This window comes from Arthrobacter celericrescens, from assembly GCF_003614925.1.
GTDB lineage: Bacteria > Actinomycetota > Actinomycetes > Actinomycetales > Micrococcaceae > Arthrobacter > Arthrobacter celericrescens.
Genome location: NZ_QYLP01000003.1, coordinates 13,453 through 31,638, shown reverse-complemented (window position 1 = coordinate 31,638; position 18,186 = coordinate 13,453). Strand labels below are relative to the sequence as shown.

General features: G+C 67.0%; 16 protein-coding genes and 1 pseudogene. 9 read left to right on the top strand and 8 right to left on the bottom strand.

The window, feature by feature from the left end; translation table 11 throughout:
• Positions 1-71: 71 nt before the first annotated feature.
• Together D3654_RS20340 and D3654_RS00205 are read right to left on the bottom strand one after the other, a co-directional pair.
• Positions 72-512 (bottom strand): hypothetical protein, encoded by a 441-nt coding sequence (locus tag D3654_RS20340; protein ID WP_162943576.1) that lies wholly within the window; start codon positions 510-512, stop codon positions 72-74.
• A 165-nt stretch (positions 513-677) separates the two neighbouring features.
• A complete protein-coding gene (locus D3654_RS00205) occupies positions 678-1,526 on the bottom strand; it encodes a hypothetical protein (protein ID WP_120519538.1) in 849 nt (282 codons plus the stop codon).
• 382 nt (positions 1,527-1,908) lie between these two features.
• Between D3654_RS00205 and D3654_RS00200 the strand changes: the two genes are divergently transcribed.
• Together D3654_RS00200 and D3654_RS00195 are read left to right on the top strand one after the other, a co-directional pair.
• A complete protein-coding gene (locus D3654_RS00200) occupies positions 1,909-2,580 on the top strand; it encodes a nucleoside/nucleotide kinase family protein (RefSeq protein WP_120519537.1) in 672 nt (223 codons plus the stop codon).
• 73 nt (positions 2,581-2,653) lie between these two features.
• On the top strand, positions 2,654-3,115 hold the full coding sequence (locus tag D3654_RS00195) for a DUF3817 domain-containing protein (RefSeq protein ID WP_120519536.1): 462 nt from the start codon (positions 2,654-2,656) through the stop codon (positions 3,113-3,115).
• Positions 3,116-3,150: 35 nt separating this feature from the next.
• Here D3654_RS00195 and D3654_RS00190 read toward each other — a convergent pair whose 3' ends face one another.
• Positions 3,151-3,768 (bottom strand): uracil-DNA glycosylase family protein, encoded by a 618-nt coding sequence (locus tag D3654_RS00190; protein WP_120519535.1) that lies wholly within the window; start codon positions 3,766-3,768, stop codon positions 3,151-3,153.
• A gap of 218 nt (positions 3,769-3,986) precedes the next feature.
• Between D3654_RS00190 and D3654_RS00185 the strand changes: the two genes are divergently transcribed.
• On the top strand, positions 3,987-4,970 hold the full coding sequence (locus tag D3654_RS00185; protein ID WP_120519534.1) for an SMP-30/gluconolactonase/LRE family protein: 984 nt from the start codon (positions 3,987-3,989) through the stop codon (positions 4,968-4,970).
• Here D3654_RS00185 and D3654_RS00180 read toward each other — a convergent pair.
• Both D3654_RS00180 and D3654_RS00175 read right to left on the bottom strand, forming a co-directional pair.
• The gene (locus tag D3654_RS00180) at positions 4,967-5,347 is read right to left on the bottom strand and encodes an RNA-binding S4 domain-containing protein (protein WP_120519533.1); all 381 of its coding nucleotides are present in this window, start codon (positions 5,345-5,347) and stop codon (positions 4,967-4,969) included. The two genes, D3654_RS00185 and D3654_RS00180, sit on opposite strands and share 4 nt — an antisense overlap.
• Before the next feature lie 69 nt (positions 5,348-5,416).
• Positions 5,417-6,451, bottom strand: a complete 1,035-nt coding sequence (locus tag D3654_RS00175) for an aldo/keto reductase (RefSeq protein ID WP_120519532.1) — start codon at positions 6,449-6,451, stop codon at positions 5,417-5,419.
• Between the two features lie 258 nt (positions 6,452-6,709).
• Between D3654_RS00175 and D3654_RS00170 the strand changes: the two genes are divergently transcribed.
• Positions 6,710-7,207, top strand: coding sequence for a flavin reductase family protein (locus tag D3654_RS00170; RefSeq protein ID WP_120519531.1), 498 nt, complete (start codon positions 6,710-6,712; stop codon positions 7,205-7,207).
• Between the two features lie 4 nt (positions 7,208-7,211).
• On the opposite strand, the gene D3654_RS00165 is transcribed toward D3654_RS00170, so the two are convergent.
• Positions 7,212-7,751: a hypothetical protein gene (locus tag D3654_RS00165; protein ID WP_120519530.1), complete on the bottom strand. Its 540-nt coding sequence runs from the start codon at positions 7,749-7,751 to the stop codon at positions 7,212-7,214.
• 174 nt (positions 7,752-7,925) lie between these two features.
• Here D3654_RS00165 and D3654_RS00160 point away from each other — a divergent pair, with 174 nt between their 5' ends.
• Positions 7,926-8,330 (top strand): YchJ family protein, encoded by a 405-nt coding sequence (locus D3654_RS00160; protein WP_120519529.1) that lies wholly within the window; start codon positions 7,926-7,928, stop codon positions 8,328-8,330.
• 74 nt (positions 8,331-8,404) lie between these two features.
• On the opposite strand, the gene D3654_RS00155 is transcribed toward D3654_RS00160, so the two are convergent.
• Positions 8,405-10,381 carry an acyl-CoA dehydrogenase family protein gene (locus tag D3654_RS00155; protein ID WP_120519528.1) on the bottom strand — a complete coding sequence of 659 codons (1,977 nt, stop codon included), beginning with the start codon at positions 10,379-10,381 and terminating at the stop codon, positions 8,405-8,407.
• A gap of 225 nt (positions 10,382-10,606) precedes the next feature.
• Here D3654_RS00155 and D3654_RS00150 point away from each other — a divergent pair, with 225 nt between their 5' ends.
• Entirely contained in the window at positions 10,607-11,425 is an 819-nt protein-coding gene (locus D3654_RS00150) for an alpha/beta fold hydrolase (RefSeq protein WP_120519527.1), read from the top strand.
• Positions 11,426-11,480: 55 nt separating this feature from the next.
• Here the strand turns inward: D3654_RS00150 and D3654_RS00145 are convergent, their stop codons facing one another.
• Positions 11,481-11,771 (bottom strand): hypothetical protein, encoded by a 291-nt coding sequence (locus D3654_RS00145; RefSeq protein WP_120519526.1) that lies wholly within the window; start codon positions 11,769-11,771, stop codon positions 11,481-11,483.
• A 361-nt stretch (positions 11,772-12,132) separates the two neighbouring features.
• On the opposite strand from D3654_RS00145, the gene D3654_RS00140 reads away from it, so the two are divergent.
• The 3 genes and pseudogenes from D3654_RS00140 (at position 12,133) to D3654_RS00130 (ending at position 18,042) form a co-directional block, all read left to right on the top strand.
• Entirely contained in the window at positions 12,133-13,596 is a 1,464-nt protein-coding gene (locus D3654_RS00140; protein WP_120519525.1) for a DUF3375 family protein, read from the top strand.
• Positions 13,589-14,300: pseudogene (locus D3654_RS00135) on the top strand (DUF4194 domain-containing protein); the annotation flags it as partial. The gene D3654_RS00140 and the pseudogene D3654_RS00135, both read left to right, overlap by 8 nt.
• A gap of 292 nt (positions 14,301-14,592) precedes the next feature.
• Positions 14,593-18,042, top strand: a complete 3,450-nt coding sequence (locus D3654_RS00130) for an ATP-binding protein (protein ID WP_120519524.1) — start codon at positions 14,593-14,595, stop codon at positions 18,040-18,042.
• The last annotated feature ends 144 nt before the right edge of the window (positions 18,043-18,186 follow it).

The following is an 18,186-nucleotide window of genomic DNA, read 5'->3' as shown; positions in this document are numbered from 1 at the left end:
TCCCTGCATAAGACCAGTCTTAACCACCAGACTCACCAGTCCAGCCGACGCGCCCCCAACCGCCGATTAGTTCAGCACTCTCCTAGGCGGATTGCGATTTTCCGAGTACCGCTGCGGGTCATGACGTCCGCGCGGGGAGTGCCGCGTGGCGGCGACAATACAGGAAATCCGTTCGTCTTCAGGAAGGACTTGATCCAAGCGGTGAGGACGGGCTTGAAGAAGGCTACTGGGCCGCGTCGCGCGCGTTCCTGAGCACACCTTTCGCCTTCATCAGTCTTCGGATTATGGCGGAGGAAACGGGTTCCGGAGCGGTCGACAATGTGAGCATCGTGGACACAGTTGATGAACTTGAGTCCCTCGCGGCGGTGCCACTTCGTAAAGTCCAGGTCGTCGAGAATATTGATGAATTCGCCCTGCGGGCCCCGCGCTACCACGATATTCTTTGGCTCTTCCCAAACCATATTTCCCCCTTTGATCACGGCTATATGAAAACTAGCATCGAGTGCGGACATCGTCGGAACGTTTTGTCCGGCAGTACTCCAGGCGCCCAGCGGCGGCAATTGCCAAGGCCCCGATTTCGGGCGTGGCTCAGTGTTGGTGATGTCCGACTTCCGGAGGAGCAGGCGCGATACGGGTTTTGGGGTTGCGGATCAGCGCTCTGTCAGTCGCGGTTTCGCTCAGTTCAACGCTGCAAGGCCCGGGTGGTCGATGAGGGCTTGCTCACCGTGTGTGTTGAGGATCGCGAGGACGGCGATCTGCGGGACGTAGATGCCGTGGAGCATCAGCGGTTCTGCGGACTCGAATTCCAAGACCAGCGCTTTGCCCACCAGGTCCGCATAGAGGCCCGTCGTGGAATTGAAATAGAAACTCAGGTTGCGGCCGCCGGCGTTGCACACAATTCGCTGGTTTGAAACGAGAATCCTCGAAACCTGCCACTCGCGCCATTGTTCGCGTGCGAGTGCCTCGGCCTTCCGACGGGCAGTCGCATTGCCGACGGCGTCGGCCACCAGACCCGCGGCTACAAAAGAAGGCCGGCCAAAGTACACGCTGCCACGTTGCCAGTACGTCACGTCCTGGCCGTAGTAGCGTGCGTATTCCGCGGGTGCATCCAGGAAGAACGCCTCCCCCTGGTTAGGAACAATTCCCCAAACCGTGAGGACTGGAGGGACCTGGTGCGCCACAAGAGAAGAACGCAGGCGACGGGCGTCTTCCCATGCGTTTGACGCCTGTGTGGCCAATTCGAGAGTCCTGGCTTCCTTCTTGGTGTATTTCCCTTTGGTGCGGCGCCAAGCGCGAAAACACCGGTAGCCGTTCCGGATTGCGAGGATCGCAAAGACAACTGGTGCAACCAGCGCCATCAAGAGCAGTACCAGAGTTGTCAGGCCGCCGCCTATGGATCCGTTCCAGTCTTCGATCCACCGTTCGAGCAAGAATAGGCATAACAAGGGGACCACGTAGCCCGCGATGCCGAAGAGGATTGGCAAAACCCAAGGGCGGTGTCGCCGCCAGGCGGTCGTCTGTGTCATCAGGAGTTCCAATCGCTCGTTGTCGCTTAAACCATTCAGAACGCTGCTGTCCGGGCAGTCGTTGGGAGTGTAGGCCGATGCGGAGTGGGCTGGCCTGTCACGCCGAGGCTCCTGTGGATAACTTGTCGGCGCACATTCTGCTGGATTACCCACACGGGCCGGCCGCGTCCCGCACCGTGGAGCGCTTAGCCGACGCCAGGGATCGAGTGATCCAGCAGCATGTGGTCGACCGGGCTCCAGCGCGACGGATTCCGCGGCATCATTTGGTGATTCCGGCCCGGCTGCCCCGGACGGGCCCGGGCAGCCCGGCACTAGGAATGATCGCGCGAAATCCGCCGCGCCCTGCGGGGTGGTCCGGCAGGGCCCGCTACCCTGAACCGTGATGCCCACCGAAACCAACACCCACGGCACCAGCGAAGCAGCAGCCTTCGCCCACCCCGCCATCACTGAAGCCCTCCAGGACCTCGAACGCCGACTCGAGGCCAACACAAGGGTCATCCTCGGCATCACCGGCCCGCCCGGCGTCGGGAAGTCCACTTTTGCCACGTGCCTCGCCGCGCACTTCGGGCCGGAAACCAGCGTCGTTGTCCCGATGGACGGTTTCCACCTGGGCGAGGCGGTCATCGCCGGGACGGAACTGAAGGAGCGCAAGGGCGCCATCGACACCTTCGACGTCGGGGGCTATTTCTCCCTGCTGCAGCGGCTCAAAAGCCGCGACGAGGACACCGTCTACGCGCCGCTGTACACCCGGGAGATCGAAGAACCCATCGCCGCGTCCATCGCGGTCCCGGCACGCATCCCGCTGGTCATCACCGAAGGCAACTACCTCCTGAATCCGGACCCGGCGTGGCAGAAGGTCCGCGGACAGTTCGACGCCGTCTGGTACCTCGAGCTCCCGGCGGACCTCCGCCAGCAGCGCCTTATCGCGCGGCATGTCGAGTTCGGGAAGGAACCCGCCGCGGCCGAGGCCTGGGCCAAGGGAAGCGACGAAGCCAACGCCCGGCTGATCCAGGCCGACAGCCACCGCGCGGACCGGATCCTGCCCTGGAGCTAACAATCCCCTGGAGCTAGCACTCAGGGCCACCGGGTACCGTGGAGGTGACCCCGACGCTGACCCGAGGACCTCCATGTCTCCGCGCACCCTGTTCCGCACCCTGGCCTTCGCCGAGGCCGTCACCTGGACGTTGCTGCTGATCGGTCTGGTCCTGAAGTACGTCACCGGAACCACGGAGCTGGGTGTGCGGATCGGCGGCGGCATACACGGCTTCGTCTTCCTCTGCTACGCCGCCGTGGCCGCCTTCACGTGGGTCAACCAGAAATGGAGCGCGGGGACCGGACTGCTGGCGATCGCCTCCGCAGGGGTCCCGTATGCGACGGTTCCCTTCGAAAAGTCCCTTGACCGCCGCGGACTGCTCGACGGCGGCTGGCGGCTGGCCGGAGGTGGCGAGGAACCGAAGGGCCTCGCCGAAGCCGTGCAGGCCTGGGTGCTGCGCAAACCGTGGATGGCGCTCGGCATCGCCCTGGCGGGCGTGGCCGCGGTGTTCAGCTTCCTGCTGTTCATGGGCCCGCCGGACACCTGGTTCGCCTAAGCCGCAGCAGCGCCGCGCCGCAACGGACCAAAGCACTAGAGGTGCTGGATCCCCGCCCGCTGCATCGCGTCGCGGTAGGTCTCGATGGTTTTTTCCAGCAGTTCCTGCTGCTTGGCCTCGGACAGGGCAAACGCCCGCCCGCCCAGCGCGCTGGCCTTGTAGACCTTGATGCCGTGCTCCTTGAGCGCCGAGTGGTAGGTCTTCTCGAACAAGGTCAGGAAGGACGCGGCTTCCGCTCCGTGCGCGACGACGGCCGAGACCCGGCTGTTGATCTTCAGGAACTGCCGGAACGGTTTGAGTCCGTCCAGCTTTTCCTGCGCGCTCAGCGACGGCGGCAGGCCGGCGTCGCGGACCCAGGGGTAGCTGTGCCACGGCATGACGTAGCGGGGGTCCAGTTCGGCACCGGTGTAGATCTCCTGCGAGCGGCGGGCGGAGTCGTCGTCGTTGAAGAACGACACGAACCCGGATGCGGTCCCTCGGCCGGGGCTCACCTGGAGGCTGACGATCCGGCACTCGTCCTCGTCGTGGACTGGGTCTATGTAAGGGACCAGGGAGCCGGGTTTCCGGGCCATCAGTTCCTCGCAGAGCTGTGTCACAGCGGCAATATTCGGTTCGCGGAGCAGGGCGCGTTTGCTGTCCCAGTCAATGTCCACGTTCTCTCCTTCGGCAGCCCAGCCCCCAGAAATCGTCCGTCTCCTGACACTTTACGCGCCGCACCCGCGTGTCGTCGCCGGTAATTTTTCCCGACGGCGGCAACGGTCCCCGTACACTCTGGCGGCCGCAGTCGGTGCTCCCTAAACTGGCACTTATCATCGTGCGGAGTCCCCGCAGCGGGGGCGGGTTCCCACGGAATAACCCAGGGAGCATCCCCATGCGTGAAAACACCAGGCGTGGAAACGCCCGCAAACCTGCAAGAACCTTCCGTCGTGCCGCCGTCGCCCTGCTGGCCGTAGCAGGCCTCCTTTTCCTTCCCGGTCCCATTGCTTCGGCGAAGGCCCCGGGCCCGCACAAGACCCAGGCCGCCAAGTCCATCGTGCTACCCGGGGCCGGGGGCGCCGAAGGCATCGCCGCGGGCAAGGGCACCGTGTTCTACGCCGGTGACCTCGCCACCGGGGACATCTTCCGCGGCGACATCCGCAAAGGCACGGCCGAACGCTTCATCGACGCCCCGGATGGACGCATGGCCGTCGGCATGAAGTTCGACCGGCGCCACGAGCTGCTCTTCGTGGCCGGCGGTCCCGCCGGTACGGCCTACGTCTACGACACGAAGACGGCCACCGCCAAGGCCGCGATCCAGCTGACCGGCAAGCAACCGTCCTTCATCAACGACGTCGCCCTCACCAGGGAAGGCGCCTGGTTCACCAACTCGAACGTCGCCGAGCTCTACTTCGTTCCGGTGGGCGCCGACGGCAGCCTCGGAACTGTCCGGACGCTCCCGCTCAGCGGACCGGCGTCGGACACGTCCGCCCAGTTCAACCTCAACGGAATCGCGGCAGCGGAAGGCGGGGCAACCCTGATCGTCGCGCACTCGGGCAACGCGGCCCTGTACACAGTCGACCCGCAGACCGGCGCCAGCGCGGCGGTATCCGGTGTCAGCGTCCCGAACGTGGACGGCATCCTCGTCCGCGGCCGCACGCTCTGGGCAGTGCAGAACTTCATCAACCAGGTCAGCAGGGTCAAGCTGTCCGAGGACCTGTCGTCCGGCGTCGTGAAGGATGTCATCACCAGCCCGCTGTTCCAGATCCCGACGACGGCCGCCAACTTCGGCGGGAAGCTCGCCGTGGTGAACGCGAAGTTCGGTGTCCCGGCACCGGAGAACTTCGACGTCGTGGTCCTGCGGGGCAGGTCGCGTTAGCGGCCGCTGCGCAGCCGTTCCATGTCGCGCCGGTCCTTCTTGGTGGGCCGGCCAGCGCCCCGGTCACGCTGGGGCAGGCCGAGCGCCGCGGGCGCCGGCCGCTCCGGCGTGTGGTCGGTGAAGCAATGCGAGGCTGCCTCGGCGCCGACGCGCTTCGCGATCAGCTGCCGCACTTCCAGGATGCGTTCGAAGCCGGGCTGCCGGACGCGAACGGTGTCCCCGATGATCACGGTCTGTGAGGCCTTGACCGGGTTCCCGTTGATCCGCACGTGCCCGGCGCGGCAGGCGGCAGTGGCCGCTGAGCGGGTCTTGTAGGCGCGGATCGCCCACAGCCACGCATCGATGCGGGTGGAGGAGGAAGTCGGCAGGCTGTTCATGGCTGCGAACGATTCTAGTCCCCACCGCCAGGTTGGCCCCAGTTTGCCCGCCGGAACGGACGGCACCGCCTAGCGGCGGCGCAGCTCGGCGTACTCCAGGTGCGGGACCACTGTGCCGGCGTCGCGCTCCAGGAAGTTGGTGCCGGGCGCCACGATGTCGTCGATCGCGTCCAACAGGGTGTCGCTGAGCGTGGTGTCCGCGGCCTTGAGATAGTCCGTGAGGTGCTCCTCGGTGCGCGGGCCGATGATCACGCTGCTCACCGAGGGGTGGTTCAGGGCGAAGCCGACCGCGAGCTGGATGAGGCTGAGCCCGTGCTGCTCGGCAAGGCGGGCCAGGGCGTCCGCCGCATGGAGCTTGTGCTGGTTGAACGGCGCCGTGACGTCGAAGCGGCCGGGCAGCGCGTTGGCCCGCGAACTGGCAGGCTGGCGCGCGCCGAGCCGGTAGCGCCCGCTCAGCCAGCCGCCGTCGAGCGGTCCGTAGCTGAGCACTCCGAGGTTGTACTGCTGGGTGATGGCGAAGACATCGCGCTCATTGGCGCGCACCAGCAGCGAGTACGGGACCTGGTCCACCACCGGCGGGATGAGGTGGTTGGTGTTGGCGATCCACTGCGCTTCCACCAGCTGGGCCGGCGTGAAGACGGAGGTGCCGTAGTAGAGGATCTTGCCCTGCCGGATGAGGTCGTTCAGGGCCGTGATGGTTTCCAAGACGTCGGTGTTGTAGTCCGGCCGGTGCGCCTGGTAGAGGTCGATCCGGTCCGTCTGAAGGCGGCTGAGGCTGGCCTCCACGGCCTTCATGATCCAGCGACGCGAATTTCCCGAATGTGCCGGATTCGAGCCCATTTGGCCGTGGAATTTCGTGGACAGGAAAACGTCGTCCCGGCGGCCCTGCAGCGCGCGGCCAACGATGGCCTCCGCTTCGCCCTGCGAGTAGATGTCCGCGGTGTCCACGCTGGTGATTCCGGCGTCGAGGGCCGTGCGGATGATCCGGATGCTGTCTTCCGGGCCGGTGGGCGCCGAGCCCGTGCCGAAGTTGAGGGTGCCCAGGGTCAGTGGGCTGACCGGGACGCCTGTGCGTCCCAGGGTGCGAAGCTCGCTGAGGCTCATCTACGGCTCCCTTCGTGGAGATGGTCGCGGTGAAGCAGGAGTGGACAATCGGTTGACACGAGGCTACTCATTTGCGTGAAACATCGCCCGAAAAGCGTAGGAGTTCTTAGCTTTTCGTATTCCGGAGTAACGAAAACGGCATCGTGACGAAACGTGAATCGGCGCGCGGACACGCAATTACACAAATATTGCCCATTGCCGGATCCAGTGAATTAGTTGAAAAGGAAGGCGCAGAAACACGGAGAGAGGACGAACGGCATGACCCAGGCGACAGTGGACGGAACAGCTTCGATCAAGCAGGCGTTTGCTCAATTCCCGTCCGGGGTGGCCGCGTTCAGCGCCATGGTCGGTTTCGCCCCCGAGGTGCTGGTGGCGTCGAGCTTCACCGTGGGTGTTTCCCTGGAGCCGCCGCTGGTGATGTTCGCCGTGCAGAACTCCTCCACCACCTGGCCGAAGCTCCGCAGGGCGCCGCGCCTTGGCGTCTCGGTGCTGGCCGAAGGCCAGGAAGCCGTGTGCCTGCAGCTGTCCTCACGCAAGGGCGAGCGTTTCGCCGGGGTTGCCACCTCAACCAGCGACGGCGGAGCGGTCACCATTGACGGGGCGGTGCTGTCTCTGGAATGCGAGATTGTGTCCGAGACCCCGGCCGGCGACCACGCGATCGTGGTGCTTGAGGTGAAGTCCACGGAGATCAACCACGACGCCCGGCCCCTGATCTACCATGGCGCGTCCTTCCGCCGCCTGACCGAAGCGGCCTGACGCCTCAGCGGGAACCGGCCGACGTCTCTTCACGGGCCTCTTCACGCGCTTCCTCGCGGGCGTCGGCTTCGGCGACGGCGGCAGCCCACTCGGCATTGAGGGTCGGCGGTTCGGGGGTCACGGCGAGCAGGAGCGGGTGGTGCTTCGCCTGGGTCTCGACGGCGGCGGCTGTCCTGGCCCGGAGCTGGGCCGGAGTCGGCCAGTCCTTCGGCGAGAACAGCGTCTTCCACGGGATCCCGCGCCGGGCGGTGCCGGCGGCGGGCGTCTCACCGGCGGGCGCGTCGCCGCCATCCGCCGTCGCCGCTTCCGCAGGAGCACCCGGTTCCGCAGAGGCATCCGCTTCCTCGGTCTCCTCGGGCTCGGCATAGCCGCGCGGGAGACGGACCACATGGTCGGCGTCGTTCTTCGGGAAGATCCCCACCATCGCGAGCACAATGATTGACAGCAGCCGCGCAAGCCCTGCCAGCACCAGTGTGACCGCCATGCACACGGCCAGGCCGATGAACATCAGGAAGGCCAAACCAAGGGTCCCGAAAAAGGTCATGTTGAGTGCGAGCGTTGTCGGATCTTCCACGTAACCTCCCCGCGCCGGAGTTTTCGACCCGTGCCGGATGCCGGGCACGGTTCCTAGCCTACGATTGAATCCGGCCGGAATCACCCGGCCGCCGCGCGCGGCCCCCGGGTTGTAGCGAAGCTGTTATCTCGTCCCGGAGGAACCATGCCGCTCGACCTAACCAGGCTCCGCAACGGCGCCTGCCTCTGCTTGTCCGGCGAACAGTACGAGCAATGCTGCGGCATCTTCCACCGCGGCGAGGCCGAGGCGCCGACGGCGGAGCAGCTTATGCGTTCCCGCTACAGCGCCTTCGTGGTGCTGGACCCCGATTATCTGTTGCGCACCTGGCACCCGGACACCCGGCCGGCCGTCCTGGACCTCGACCCGGACACGAAGTGGCGCCGCCTGGACATCACCGGAACCTCCCGCGGCGGCCCGCTGGACTCGGAGGGGACGGTCGAGTTCGCGGCCCATTTTTCGCACGACGGCGAACGCGGGGTGCAGCGCGAAAGGAGCCGCTTCCTGCGAGTGGACCGCCGCTGGTACTACCTCGACGGGACAGTCTCCTAGAAGCCGTTGAGTGCTCATTTGTGGTGGGATTTTCGGCGAAATTCCCGCCACAAATGAGCACTCAAGCAGTTCGGCTACCGGTACTTCCGGTGGAGGTTCTCCCGGGCCGACGGTCCGGGCGTGGCGTCCGCGATCCACGGGCCGGTGCCCTCCGAGGAATCGAGGATCCCTGCCTCCAGCCAGGCGTAATCCCCGGCGAGGACCCTAAGGGATACCGCATGGTCGGCGTCGTCGGTGTTCTTCCAGAGCTGCTCGAAGGACGCGTCCACCCGCAGCCGGGCCTGCTCGCAGTAGGCGTCGGCGAGTTCAAACGCCGCGGCGCCGTGCTCCGGGGTGCTGCGCAGCAACGCCTCGGCCCGCGAACAGCTGGCGGCCATGGCGAACAGCTCCGCGCCGATGTCCACCACCCTGCCCAGGAACGCCTGCTTGTGCTCCAGCCCGGCCTGCCAGCGGCCCATGCCGTAGAAGGTCTGCCGGGCAAGCTTCCGGGAGGCCCGCTCCACGTAGCGCAGGTGCCGGGCGAGCCGGCCGAACTCGCCGTAGGAGCGCGGGTCCATGCCGGCGCCGGCCACCAGCTTGGGCAGCCAGCGTGCGTAGAATCCGGTGGCGCCGACGGCGGCCCGCGCCTTGTCCTGCAGGCTTGCGTCTGCTGAGGCGAGGTCGCCCGCTGCCGCGAGGTGCGCGTCCACGGCTTCCCGGGCGATCAGCAGGCGCATGATTTCCGAGGAGCCCTCGAAGATCCGGTTGATGCGCAGGTCGCGGAAGAGTTGTTCGGCGGCGACGGCGCGTTCCCCGCGGGCCTCCAGGGAATCGGCGGTTTCGAAGCCGCGGCCGCCGCGGATCTGCACCAGTTCGTCGGCGATCTGGCAGCTCAGTTCCGTGGACCAGAGCTTGGCCAGGGCGGCTTCGATCCGGATGTCCTTCTGCCCGGCGTCGGCCATTTCGGCGCACAGCTCGAAGACTGCTTCCAGCGCGAAGGTGGTGGCGGCGATGAAGGCGATCTTCTTGCCCACGGCCTCGTGCTTGCCGACGGGCCGGCCCCACTGGGTGCGGGCGTTGGACCATTCGCGGGCGATCTTGAGGGACCATTTGCCGGCGGCCACGCACAGCCCGGGGATGGAAAGCCGGCCGGTGTTGAGTGTGGTCAGGGCAATCTTTAGGCCAAGGCCTTCCTTGCCCAGCCGGTTCCCGGCCGGGACCCGGACCTGGTGGAAGCGGGTGACGCCGTTTTCGATACCATGCAGGCCCATGAAGGCGTTGCGGTTCTCCACCGTGATGCCGGGGGAGCTCATTTCCACCACGAAGGCGGTGATTCCGCCCTTGTGCTCACTGCTATCGGGGGCCGTGTAGGGCGGGACCTTGGCCATGACCACCACGAGTTCGGCGATCACCCCGTTGGTGGTCCACAGTTTCACGCCGTCCAAAAGGTAGGAGCCGCCGTCGTCCGCCGGAACAGCGGTGCAGCCCATCCGGGCGGGGTCGCTGCCGACGTCGGGCTCGGTCAGGAGGAACGCCGTGATGGCGCCCGCGGCGCAGCGCGGCAGGTACTCCTGCTTCTGTTCGGCGGTGCCGAATTCCTTGACCGGTTCGGGGACGCCGATGGACTGGTGGGCCGAGATCAGGGCGCCCAGGCTGGGGTGGACCGAGCCCAGCAGCGCCAGCGCCCGCCCATAGTAGACGAGTGACAGGCCGAGGCCGCCGTATTCGCGCGGGATCTTCATCCCGAAGACGCCCAGTTCCGCCAGCCCGGCAAGGTAGTTGTCCGGGATGCGGGAGTCGCGTTCGATGGCGCGGCCGTCCATGGTCTCGCAGTATCTCCGCAGTTCCGCCATGAACGCCTCGCCGCGTTCGACGTCGTCCGCCCGGGCCTGGGGCCACGGGTGGATCAGCCCGAGGTCGAAATTACCGAGGTAGAGACCCTTGGCGAAGCTGGGGCGGGACCAGTCCTGTTCCCTGGCTGCCTCGGCGACGGCGCGCGCTTCGGCTGCCGTGACGTCGGAACTGGCAGCGGTGGAGCTTCCGGCCGTGGGGTTTTCGGTGGCGGACGTCATGGCAGGACTCCTCTGGCCGCGCAGGCTGCGTAGTGCCTGCAGTTGGAAGCTGAGCGGTCCGCCTCGGGTGGTGAACCCTTCAGCTGTCCCTCAATGCTACCCGCGGGTAGCTAGTCGTGCCAGAGACGCGGCGACCCACGAAAATCCCCCGACCTTTGTTGCGCCGAAACTCTTGCTCGGCATCATGCCATTCCTCTGCCCCGGCGCTGGATCTACGCTTGGGGTATGCCCCGACTCAGCGTCAATGGCGTGGATCTCTACTATGAGGAACAAGGCGAGGGGATCCCCATCCTGGGCCTGCATGGGACGCCCAGTTCGGCTCTGATGTGGGCGGAGGCAGCCAAGGAACTGGCCCTTCACGGCCGGTGCATCATCTACGACCGGAGGGGTTTCTACCGTAGTGCCCCGGACGTGCCGTTTACGACCTTGGACTTGGTGGACCACGTCGACGACGCCGCGGGCGTCCTAGCCGCTCTGCACGCGGGGCCCGCGATTGTGATCGGCCGCAGTACCGGCGGTCTCGTCGCGGTCGAACTTGCCCGCCGTTTCCCCGACAAAGTGACGGCGCTGGTCCTGTTGGAGCCCGCCTTGTTCACCGTCGATCCGGATGCGGACGTGTGGGCCCGCAGCCTCCGCCTCAGGGTGCTCGAACGCTGTGCCGACAAGCCCGGGCTCCTTGCGGAGACTGTCATCCGGGAGGCTCTCGGGGATGCGAGCTGGCAGATGCTCCCTGAAGAACTCCAGCAGATGTTCGCGGCAACCAGCGACGCCGTATTGGCCGAACTCAAAGGCCATCACATGGACCTTAGCGAGGACGCTCTGGAGTTGGACGAGGACGAATTTGCCGGGATCCTCAAGCCAACCCTCATAGTGTCAGCGGAGGACTCGCCGGAGGCCTGCCGCTTGGTCAACTCCCGACTCTCGGGCGCTTTGCCTCTGACCCGCACAGTGCTGGTCCCGGGCGGACACCTCATCAACCCCGCTCACCCGGCGATCCTCGATTTCGTGGACCGAATTGCCGAGGGCGCAGAAACCTGGCGGTAACGGGCACTTCCCCTGGGCAGCACAGGGGCTGCCGTAGGGCTGCGTCCGGCGGCGGTCAATGGGACGTGTTGGCCTGAGGCAATAGGGAGACGGGCGCGGTCTGGAATTCCGCCGGCAGCTCCACCTGTCCGGCGTGGTGGACCAGGCGTTCCCAGGCGAAGTTGATTCCGTCGACCAGGGCGCCCAGGGTGCTCCGCAGCAGGAACCAGAGGAACTGGCCGATCCCTGCCAGGGCAAGGGTTGCCAGCGCCGCCACCGCCAGGAAGGCGGCCAGGGCGAGCCCGATCAGCAGCGTGCCGATGAAGACGTAGATGGACGTGTCCAGAGCCGTGAAATCGAGGTTCATTGGTCCCCCTTTGGACTGATGTGCCTGAAAGCTGGTGTGCCTGAGAACTGGTGTGCCGGGAGTGGCGGGTGGTGCCGAGAACAGGGTGTGGTGCAGTCCGGGAAGGCCGGTGTTCCGAGAGTAAGAGCGGCCTGGGGTTTCCGGCCAGCAGGTCGCGGACGCGACACGGAGTTGTTGCGTGATCGAAATCGTCCGGGGAAGCAAGGTCACGGCTCGGTTGCGGACAGCCCGCCGACGCCGGGCGGAGGGGCCGGTCCGAGGGGCCGGTACCGACGGTAGCGGCCACCCTGCGTTAACCTTGAACGGGCAGTTTCCGGAATTTCCGCTGCCATGACGTACCGCGGCAGCTGAAGGAGAGTGTGTGTCCCGCTCGGCGATGTCCTCGGCAGATGCCATCGGTGCCCGGCTCCGGGACCTGGAGCTCCTCACCAAAGGCCCGGCCTGGGCCCTGACCCGCTCGGCGCCCTGGGTGATCGCGGTGCTACAGGCATCGTTCACCCGCGCCCGGCCGCAGCTTCCGCTCGAAGAGTTCCACGCCGACGTCGACGCTTTCCTTGAGCAGCTCCGCCGCCAGGAGCCGGGGCTGGGCGGTTCGGCGAACGGCAAGGCGTTCGGCGACGAATGGACGCGCAAGCAGTTCCTCACCCGCCGGAACCAGTCGGGGCAGATCGTCTATGAAGTCACCGAAGCCGCGGCCCGCGTGCTGGCCTTCCTGGACAGCCTCTCCAGCGAACGCTCCACCCTGAATGGTTCCCGCCTCGGGACGCTGCTGGGCGACGTCGAGAAGCTCGCCAACGAAACCAACCCGGACCAGAGCGCCAGGCTGGAAGCCCTGGAAGACGAGATCCAGGAGCGCCAGCAGCTGATCGAGGACATCAGCTCCGGAGACTTCGACGGCCTGCTGGACGACGAGGAAGCCGTCGAAGCCGCCGGCAACATCCTGGACCTGGCCGCGAGCCTGCCCGCCGACTACAAGAAGATGCGCGACCGCATCGAGGAACTGGTGGGCGAGCTGCGCAACCAGATCATCGAAGAGTCGCTCAGCAAAGGGGCCACCATGGCCCAGGTCCTGGAAGCGGACAAGCGGCTGCGGCAGAGCCCCGAAGGCAGGACCTTCCGCTCCTTCACGGCATTCCTTGAGGATCCGCAGCAGCAGCTGCGTTTCCGTTCGGCGATCGGCGAGGTGCTGGGCCGGCAGTTCGCGGACGAGCTCAGCCACGAGGACCGCGAAACCCTCCGGAACCTCGTGGCCGAGCTCCGCGCCCAGCACAGCCAGATCCAGCGGATCTACGGCAAGCTCTCCGAAAGCCTCAACGCCTACATCCAGAGCGACGACATCCGCCAGTCCGTGCGGCTGCGGCACGTCCTGCGGGAGGCCGAGCAGGCCATCCGCTCCATGCCGTACGAACGCGACCGGCCGGGCCTGGTCCGCGCCCCCGTGCTGTACAACGCGGCCTTCGAATCGCTGGCCATGGTCAAGCTCTTCGACCCGGACGAGTTCGCGGCGCCGCCCAAACTCGCCGAGCCGATCGCCTTCAGCGATGCGGACCGCGTGCGGTCCCCGCGTTCCGCGAAGGCGAGGCCCGACGTCGTCCGCGCGGCTGCCGTGGGAGCGGCCACCTTGGCGGAGGCGTGGGAGAACCTGCCCGGGGACGAGCGGCACATCAACACCGTCCGCGCCCTGCTCTCGCACGCCCTGCACAGCGGAGCGGCGTTCGGGGCCGAAGGCTGGGAAAACATCGACTTCGAACAGATCGACGGCAGCACCCGCACCGCGTACCTGCCGCTCGTGACACTCACCGCCGACAAGGATTCCGATGACTGACGCCCCCACCACCGACGGACATGTTCACTCCGACCCGTTCCGTGTGACGCCGCGCGATACCTTCGTGGACGGCGCCGCGCTGTTCCCGGGCGACACCGGCGTGCTGCCCATGAAACTGCGGCAGGCTTTGGTGCGGCTGCTGAAGGGGCCGTATGTCGACGGCGGCCGCGACGAGAAGCTCTGGACCACCCTGCTCGACAACCAACAGATCCTGCGCAGCCGCCTCTCCGAACTGTTCCTGAGCCTGCAACTGGACCACGAACGCAAGATCGCGGTGCTCCGCCCGGTGGACCCCGAGGTGATCGGCGGCGGTGCCCGCTCCAGCATCCTGCGCCAGCAGCGCGCCCTGAGCCGCGTGGAAACCATCGTGCTGCTGCGCCTGCGCCTCCTGCTGGACCGGCACGCCACGGCCCAGACCGAACCCACCATTACCCGCGAGGAAATCTCCGAACTCGTGGCCCACTACCAGCCGGCCGGCCAGCAGGACGCACTCCGCGACGCCGACGTCGTCAACCGCACCATCACCAAGCTCCTGGCCCGCCAACTCCTCCTGGCCACCGGCATCGACGACACCTACTCCATCTCCCAGGCCCTCCCGCTGGCCCTCCCCTTCGAAAACATCGGCGACATCCCCGCCCAAATCGAAGCCCTGGTAGCGGCAGGATCCGACGAAACCGGCACCGAGCCGCTGCTCGAACTGGCAGAAACAGACGACGACGGCGCGAACCTTGGGGGCGAGGACGCCGATGCCGCGGAGGAAACCGCCCAAGGTGAGACTCGTCCCGCCGCAGCAGCCGGTGCCGCCCAGGGAGTGGCATCGGGCCTGTCGGAGCCGGACGGCTCGCTGCTTGCAGCAGAGCCGTCCGGCGGAGGGGCGGGGGCGGCATCGGCTGCGGAGGCATCCGCAACCACGGCTGAAGGAACCAACCCGGAGGGGCCGGCATCCACCGCGGAGGCAACCACAACTGATGCGCCAACGACCGGGGAGCAGACCAAGTGACTATTGCGAGCATGCTTCCGATCGGCGATCAGGTGAACCCCGGCCAGATGCGGCTGGCACTGGTCCAGGTGGTCAACTGGGGCACCTTCCATGGGGCGCACACGATGCACGTGGACCGCAACGGCACCCTGTTGACGGGCAACTCGGGCGTGGGCAAGTCCACGCTGTTCGACGCCATGCTGCGGGTCTTCGATGCCCGTCCGCGCTCGAACGAGGCGGCGGCGCAGCGGGCCGGCGGGGCCGTGGAGGACAAGCGCACCACGTTCACGTACATGCGCGGCAAGGTGGGGGACAAGGCGGTGGGCGACGGCTCGGCCAGTGCGTTCCAGCGGCCGGGCGCCACGTGGTCCGCCGTCGCGCTGACGTTCGACAACGCCGCGGGCACCCGGGTGACGGTCTCGGCGCTTTTCGACCTGCCGAAGAACGGCACGGAGTCCAGCGTCGGGCGCTTCTACCTGATCGACCACAAGCCGCTGGACCTGGCCCTGATCGAGGGCATCGCGGAGAAGCGCTTCACCAAGGGCGCCCTGGAGGGCATCTTCCCCGAGGCGCAGGTCTTCGACGTGCACAAGGCCTTCGCGGAGCGTTTCCGCCGGCTGCTCGGCATCAGCTCGGACCAGGCCCTGCCCCTGCTGCGCGTGATCCAGGCCGGCAAGGGCCTGGGCGGCAGCGTCAACACCTTCTTCCGGGACCAGGTGCTCGACCCGCCGGCCACACTCGCGGCGGCGGACGACGTCGTTGAGGAATTCAGCAACCTGATGTCCATCCGGCAGCGCTTGGAGGACGTGCGACAGCAGCGCGACCAGTTGGCGCCGGTGCCCGGGCTTAACAAGGAGTACGCGCAGTCGCTGCTTGAGGCGAACCGGCTGCGGGAGCTCAGCGGCGAGGAATTCGATTCCTTCAAGCAGCAGCTCGCCGTCGAAGTCCATACGAAAACGCTGGCCCGCTTCAAGGAGCTCGCCCAGGAAAAGGCCAAGGAACTCAGCGCCGAACGATCGGTCCGTGATGCCCTCGCCAAGGAGCTGCGGCAGCTCGAATCGGACTACAACAACCAGGGCGGCAACGCGATCTCCGCGATCGAGCAGTCGCTGGAGAATGCCCGGCTGGGCCTGAAGCTGCGGCAGGACGTGGAGGCCGCGGCCCGGAAGGCGCTCGCCGACGCCGGCCTGGACCTGGAGTGGACCGCCGAGGGTTGGAACCAGGCCCACGAGCAGGCGGCGGCGCGCTCGGCCGAACTCCAGGACGATTCCGAATCCCTGCGCGAGCTCCGCTTCGAGGCCTTCGACGGGCAGGCGACGAAGAAGCGCGAACTCGCCGCGGCTCAGCAGGAGCTCGCTTCCCTGCGGAGCAGCAAGTCCCTGCTGCCGCCGTCGAGCATAGAAAACCGGGCGGCAATCGCCGCGGCAACCGGCGTCCCGGAAGAGCGCATGCCGTTCGGCGGCGAGCTGATCGACCTCGCCGAGGGGGAGGAACAGTGGCGGCCCGCCGCCGAGCGCGCGCTGCGTAGCCTGGCCACCACGCTGCTGGTCCCGGGCGAGCATTTCGCCGCCGTCACGCGCTTCCTGAACGACAACAGCATCCGCGGCGCCCTCCGCGCGGTGGACGTGTCCAAGCCGCTCGCCGGCGGCGCGCTGGCTGTGGAGGACGCGTCCGACGGCGATCTGCTGGGCAAGCTGGACATCCTCACCTCGGGCGCGAACGCCGACGCCGGGGAGTGGGTCCGCGAGCGGATCGCCGTGGACTTCGCCTACCCGTGCGTGGAGGACCCGGACGAACTGGCCGGCCTGGACAAGGGCCTGAGCCTGGGCGGCGTGGTCAAGCGGAACCGGCACACCGTGGAAAAGGACGACCGCTTCACAGGACGCCAGGACTACGTGCTGGGCTTCGACAACGCCGCCAAGCAGGAACTGCTCGCCGCGAAGGTCGGGGAACTGGAGAACGAGCTGGCCAAGGCGGCCGAGCTGGCCCAGAGCCGTGAAGACTCGCACCAGGGGATGGCCCGCCAGCTTGAGGCCCTCCGCCGCGTGGCCGAGGACGAACGCGGCTGGGAACAGGTCTCGGCCGCGGTGGCCGAAGACGAACTGGCCCGGATCGAACAGCGCCTCAAGGACGCCCTGGCGGCGCAGGCGGACCTCGAACCCCTGCGCGCCAGCATCGAGGCCGTGCGCGAAAAGCACCAGTCCTCCACAGGTGCCGCGGCCGTGCTCCAGAGCGAATACAAGGCCCTGGACCAGCAGATGACCACGGCTGACTCGCTGCTGGACGCGGCACGCCAGCGCCTGGCCGGCGCCCCGCCGTCGGACACCACTGTGGCGGCGCTGGAACCGCAGTTCAGCGGGTTCGGCGACATCTCCGAACTGCACGAGCTGGACAACCTGGCCAACAAGGTCCGCACCTCCCTGCTCGCCGAACTGCACGCGGCCGAGTCCAGGGGGCAGGCCCTGGCGGAACGGCTCAGCCGGATCTTCGAAGGCTTCGTGCGGGACTGGGGGACCGCGATTTCCGCGGACCACGGCACGTCGATCGGTGCGGCCGGTGAGTTCGAGTCCCGGTACCACCAGATCGTCAGTGAGGGCCTGCCGGCGCAGGAAGCCGAGTTCCGGCAGTTCTTCAACCAGCGCACGCACGAATCCTTCAGCACCCTGCTGCACCTGCTGGACGAGGAACGGCGCGCCATCACCAGCCGCATCCTGCCGCTGAACGGCATCCTGTCCGAGGTGAACTTCCACGAGGGAAGCTACCTCGAGCTGGACATCAAGCAGACCATGCCCGCCACCGCCAAGCAGTTCAAGGACGCCATCCAGAACGCGCTCAAGGCCCGGCACGGCCGCCGCACCGGTCCTGCCGGTGCGGGCGGCAGCGCGGCGGAGGACGACGTCGAACTCGGCAACCGCTACAAGTCCCTCGAAACGCTGGTCAAGCGGCTCGGTTCGCAGGCGCCGGAAGACCGCCGCTGGCGGGCAGAGGTGCTGGACGTGCGCGGCCACCTGTTCATCCAGTGCAAGGAACACCGCGAGGTGCAGGGCCCGCGTGGCGGTGTGAAGACGGAAGTCTTCATGCACACGGATACCGGTTCCATGTCCGGCGGAGAACGGCAGCGCTTCACCGCTTTCATCATGGCCGCGGCGCTGAGCTACCAGCTGGGCATCGCCGAACAGGGCTTCACCACCTACGGCACGGTGATGATGGACGAGGCCTTTGTGCTGGCTTCCGAGGAGTTCGCCGGCGCGGGCATCAAGGCGCTGCACGAGTTCGGTTTCCAATTGCTGCTGGCGGCCCCGGAGAACGTCATCGACCTCTCCCGGCACCTCGGCTCGGTCACGGAGATCCTCCGCGACAAGCGCACCAACCGTTCCGGCGTGCTCACGGCCCCGGTGATCAGCGGCCCCGCGGTGCCGGGAGAGTGGCGCTCGGAGGCCAACCCGGTGGACATCGTCTTCCGCTGACGTTCTTTCCTGGCAACGCGGGGTCAGTTACGGCCCATGTTGGGGGGGCAGTAATGGGCCGTAAGTGACCCCGCGTTGGTGGTTAAGCACGGGGCGCGAACCGCGCGCCGGCCGCTGCCGTGAATTAGGTGACGTAAGTGTTTC